This window comes from Brachyspira catarrhinii, assembly GCF_005518285.1.
GTDB classification, from domain to species: Bacteria; Spirochaetota; Brachyspiria; order Brachyspirales; family Brachyspiraceae; genus Brachyspira; species Brachyspira catarrhinii.
Genome location: NZ_SJDU01000180.1, coordinates 1 through 4,575, shown reverse-complemented (window position 1 = coordinate 4,575; position 4,575 = coordinate 1). Strand labels below are relative to the sequence as shown.

The 4,575-nt window shown below is 27.7% G+C and carries 6 protein-coding genes; all 6 read left to right on the top strand.

The annotated features are described in order from the left end of the window. Window positions 1–290: 290 nt before the first annotated feature. Complete coding sequence (locus EZH24_RS07465; protein ID WP_419670458.1) at window positions 291–422, top strand: hypothetical protein; 132 nt, start codon at window positions 291–293, stop codon at window positions 420–422. Between the two features lie 205 nt (window positions 423–627). Further along, window positions 628–1,515, top strand: a complete 888-nt coding sequence (locus EZH24_RS07460; RefSeq protein ID WP_137998492.1) for a phosphate ABC transporter substrate-binding protein — start codon at window positions 628–630, stop codon at window positions 1,513–1,515. A 43-nt stretch (window positions 1,516–1,558) separates the two neighbouring features. After that, on the top strand, window positions 1,559–2,482 hold the full coding sequence (gene pstC, locus EZH24_RS07455) for a phosphate ABC transporter permease subunit PstC (RefSeq protein ID WP_137998491.1): 924 nt from the start codon (window positions 1,559–1,561) through the stop codon (window positions 2,480–2,482). A gap of 24 nt (window positions 2,483–2,506) precedes the next feature. Continuing rightward, window positions 2,507–3,349 carry a PstA family ABC transporter permease gene (locus EZH24_RS07450; RefSeq protein ID WP_201798575.1) on the top strand — a complete coding sequence of 281 codons (843 nt, stop codon included), beginning with the start codon at window positions 2,507–2,509 and terminating at the stop codon, window positions 3,347–3,349. Next, window positions 3,342–4,079, top strand: coding sequence for a phosphate ABC transporter ATP-binding protein (locus tag EZH24_RS07445; RefSeq protein ID WP_137998489.1), 738 nt, complete (start codon window positions 3,342–3,344; stop codon window positions 4,077–4,079). Before EZH24_RS07450 ends, EZH24_RS07445 begins: the two co-directional genes overlap by 8 nt. Window positions 4,080–4,143: 64 nt before the next feature. Continuing rightward, window positions 4,144–4,575: peptidase U32 family protein (locus EZH24_RS07440; protein ID WP_137998488.1), on the top strand; the 432-nt coding region annotated here is incomplete at its 3' end.

Here is a 4,575-nt window from a genome sequence, read left to right as displayed (position 1 = left end):
CATTTTTTATACTTTCCTTATTTTTTAACATTGTCTACCCCTTAATAACTTATTTGTTTTAATTTTTAGTTTTTAATTTAAAATATATTCCTCCTTGATTTGAATTGATACTTTTTTTAGCAAGGGCGCTAAAAAATATACGACTTATTTTATTTGGTATAAAAGCTAACGCATGCTTTTTATTTGCTAATTTTATTTTCGATAATTTACCGTTAATAAAATATAGCCTATGATAAACATAGGCTATTTGGTAAATACTTTGAGCTTTAACTTGCCCCGCTTCCCTTAAGATTTCTTTTAAATTCGTTAAAAAAATTTTTTTAACAACAATGGCTTTGCTTACTATGGCAAGCGCAAGCGTATTCGGTATGTATGGAGTTGATACGGATTGGATTAACTTTATTACTCACGGCTATTATTAGTAGAGTTATTATAATCAATAGTTTCTTCATAGAGATTTATTTTTTATTTTATATTTAATTAATTTCAATCAATAAATATATAAAATATTATTATAAATTTGTCAATATGATAATAGAATATAAAAATCTGTTGATTTATATTTTATAAATGTTAAAATACAACGAAAAATAATTAAAAAATAATATAAAAAACAAGGAGAAAGCAATGACAAAATTAATTATTTTATTACTACCTATTTTGCCGCTATCTATTTTTTGTGGATGCAGTGGCAAACAAAAATCTTCTTCAGATTTTAAATCGGAGATTTCATTTGACGGTTCTTCCTCTTTAGCTCCGATAATAGCTTCCATAGGAAATAAGTTTATGGAAGAATACGGAACTTGGGACAAAGTTAATTCCAATTTGCCAAATGAAAAAATCTCAATATTCGTAGCATCCGCGGGTTCTGGAGCGGGAGTAAAAAGCATTATGGATAATACTGCTAATTTTGGAATGCTTGCAAGAAAAATAAGAGACAGCGAAAAAGAAAGAATGGAAAATTATAAAGAGTTTATGGTTGCATACGATGCTTTAACTGTTTCTGTTAATGCGAATAATCCTATTGTAAAAATAAAAGATAGCTTGGATACTGAAACTATAAGAAATATTTTTTCTGGGGAATATAAATATTGGAGCGATGTCGACTCTTCTTTGCCTCAAAAAGAAATAGTGGTAGTAATAAGAGATTTAAGCGGAGGAGCTTACGAGGTTTTTCAAGAATCTATTATGGGAGAGACTCAAATATCGGCTAACGCTATACAATCTCCGTCTATGGGGGCTTTAGGAACAAGAATAGCCGAAAACGAAAACGCTATAGGATACGCTTCTTATGGAGTTTATAATCAAAATAAAGATAAATTATTCGCTTTAAAAGTAGACGGAATAGAGCCTACTAAAGAAAATATATTAAACGGAAGCTATAAAATTCAAAGACCTTTAATGTTTATAAAAAATTCCGAGTTAGCTGAAAATGAACAAGAATTTGTTAATTATATATTTTCAGATTTAGGCAAACAAATAGTCGATGAAAACGGTTATATAGCCGTAGAGTAATTTAAATTTAATTTAGTTAATTTAAATAGAAAATTATATTTTAATGGAATACTTAAATTTTATTCGTAATAAGAGCTTAATAAATAAAAGCAATGAAATAGTTTTTTCTTTATTAATAAAATTATTTTCTTTTGTATGTATAATTTTACTTGCTTTTATAATATTCTTTATAATAAAAGAGAGTATTCCATTATTTAATAAAATAGGAATATTAAATTTTATATTTGGAAAAGTATGGCATCCTTTAACTTTTGTATCAAGTAAAAATTTAGTAGAAAGTTACGGCATATTTAATATAGTTATTGCCACTTTATATACCGCTTTTTTATCGACTTTCATAAGTTTATTTATAGGAATAGGTTTTAGTATTTTTATAGTATTTATAGCAAATAAGTCCGTCCGATTTTTTATTATGCCAATTATGGATTTAATAGTGGCTATTCCTTCCGTCATATACGGTTTCATAGGTTTGGTTATTATAGTTAAATTCTTTGAAAAATTATCTATGCCTGCGGGAGAATCTGTTTTAGCTGCAAGTTTATTATTATCTTTTATGATTGTTCCGTTTATAGCTTCTACCGTTGGCGAAAGTATGATTCTTATTAATAAAAAATATAAAGATATATCTCTTACTCTCGGAGTGGATAAATGGCATATGATATTAAATTTAATTTTGCCAAGTTCTAAAAACGCTATTTTGGTAGGTTTTATTTTATCCGTGTCGAGGGCTATGGGAGAGACTATGGCGGTTATGATGGTTATAGGCAATTCGCTTGTATTTCCTAAATTACTTGGAAAAGCGGAAACTATAGCGTCTCTTATAGCTTTAGAAATAGGAACGGCTGAAGTTAAAAGTTTGCATTATAGCGCTTTATTTGCAAGCGGAGCTATATTAATGTTGTCTCTGTCTATAATAAATATAGCGGTTTATTTCTTGCGAAAATATTTGCTTAAGTTAGAAAATTAAATAATTTGATAAATGGATAATATTATGAAATATATTATAAAAATATGGGCTATAATAAGTTTTATCGTTATAATTTTTACTATAGCGTTTATATTTATTTTTATATTTTTCAAAGGCGCTCATTCAATAAATGCAGATTTTATTTTTTCTAATCCATCTGGAATCATATTAGGAAAGGAAGGCGGAATATTTCCAGCAATAGTTGGAAGCTTATATACGACTTTTATATCCTGCATAATATCTTCTATATTTGGAATATCTTCTGCCATATATTTGGTTTTTTATAATAAAAATAAATTTATCAATAATATTTTTGATATAATCTTTCAATGCATAGCTGGAATACCTTCAATAGTATTAGGACTTTTTGGTTATTCCGTATTGGTATTATATATGGGTTTCGGCAAATCTATATTATCAATGTCGATAACTCAATCTATAATGATTCTACCGTTTATATCGATAAGAGTTAAAAAAGCATTAAATGAATTTGATTTTAATATAGTCTATAGTTCTTATTCTTTAGGCATAAGCAAATCATACACTATAAGAAAAATAGTTTTAAAAGAAGCGCGAGCTGAAATTATATCTATAATAACGCTTGCCAACTCGCTTGCAATAGGAGCTACGGCGCCTTTAATATTTACTGGAGCGGTTATTAACTCTCCCGTTGTTAGTTCAATATTTAAACCTTCAATGGTTCTTCCTTACCATTTGTATATTTTGCTTACTCAAGGAATATCCGAGAAAAACGCTTACGCTACCGCTTTTATTTTATTATCTATAGTATTGATACTTAATCTAATTTCATTATTTTGTAAATTAATAAATAATAAAAAATATAAAACGGATAGCGACAATGAATAATATTTTAAAACTCATAAATATAAATGTTTTTTACGATGATAAAAAAATACTCGATAATATTAATATAGAATTTGAAAGGAATAAAATAACTTCAATAATAGGTCCAAGCGGATGCGGAAAAACTACGCTATTAAAAACTATAAATAAAATAATTTTAGAGGAAAATAATTCTCGCATAATCGGAAATATAGAATTTGACGGCGTTGATACCGACAATATTCCGATAGAAATTTTAAGAAAAAATATAGGCATGGTTTTTCAAAATCCCACTCCTTTTCCGTTATCAATTTATAAAAATATAAGTTATGCGTTAAAATATTACGGATATAATAAAAAATATTTAGAAAACAAAGTAATAGATATTTTAAAAACGGTTAATTTATATGACGAGATAAAAGATAAGTTAAATACTTCGGCATTAAAATTAAGCGGAGGACAGAAACAGCGACTTTGTTTAGCGAGAAGTTTAAGCGTTGAGCCTAATATTTTATTATTAGACGAACCTTGTTCTTCTTTGGATATTATTAATTCTGAAAAAATAGAAGAAACTTTGATAAAACTTAAAGATAAATATACCATAATCATAGTTACTCATAATATAAGTCAGGCTAAAAAAATATCCGATAACACTATATTTATGTATAATGGAAAAATAATAGAAAGAGGAAAAACCGAAGATATATTTTCAAATCCTAAAAACCAAGTTACAAAAAATTATATTTCAAATTAATACAAAAAAATTTATCATTAAATAAATTACTTGTATTCGTTTATTTATATGCTATTATTAACAAATGAATAAAAACGATAAAATAGAACTCCTATCGCCCGTAGGAGACGAAAGAGGACTCAAAGCCGCTATCAACGGTGGAGCGGACGCCGTTTATTTCGGAGCTAAAAGTTTCAACGCGAGGGAATATGCGGCGGAAAACTTTGACGATAAAACAATAGAAAACGCGATTAAATTTGCAAAATTAAGAAATGTTAAAACTTATATCACTGTTAATACTCTAGTTTATAACGATGAAATAGATAAAGTCATCCCGTTAATCAAAAATCTAAACAACATGGGAGCGGATGCGATTATAGTTCAGGATTTGGGAATAATAGATATTGTGAGAAACGATTTAAATATTCCAATGCATGCAAGCACTCAAATGTCATGCAATAATAGTTATGCCGTCAAACTGCTTGAAAAATTAGGAATCGAAAGAGGCGAAGCTTTA

Excerpts from the sequence above, each read along its gene's own strand:
- EZH24_RS07445 (WP_137998489.1), top strand. The coding sequence starts at position 3,342 with ATGAATAATATTTTAAAACTCATAAATATAAATGTTTTTTACGATGAT.
- pstC (WP_137998491.1), top strand. The coding sequence starts at position 1,559 with ATGGAATACTTAAATTTTATTCGTAATAAGAGCTTAATAAATAAAAGC.
- EZH24_RS07460 (WP_137998492.1), top strand. The coding sequence starts at position 628 with ATGACAAAATTAATTATTTTATTACTACCTATTTTGCCGCTATCTATT.
- EZH24_RS07450 (WP_201798575.1), top strand. The coding sequence starts at position 2,507 with ATGAAATATATTATAAAAATATGGGCTATAATAAGTTTTATCGTTATA.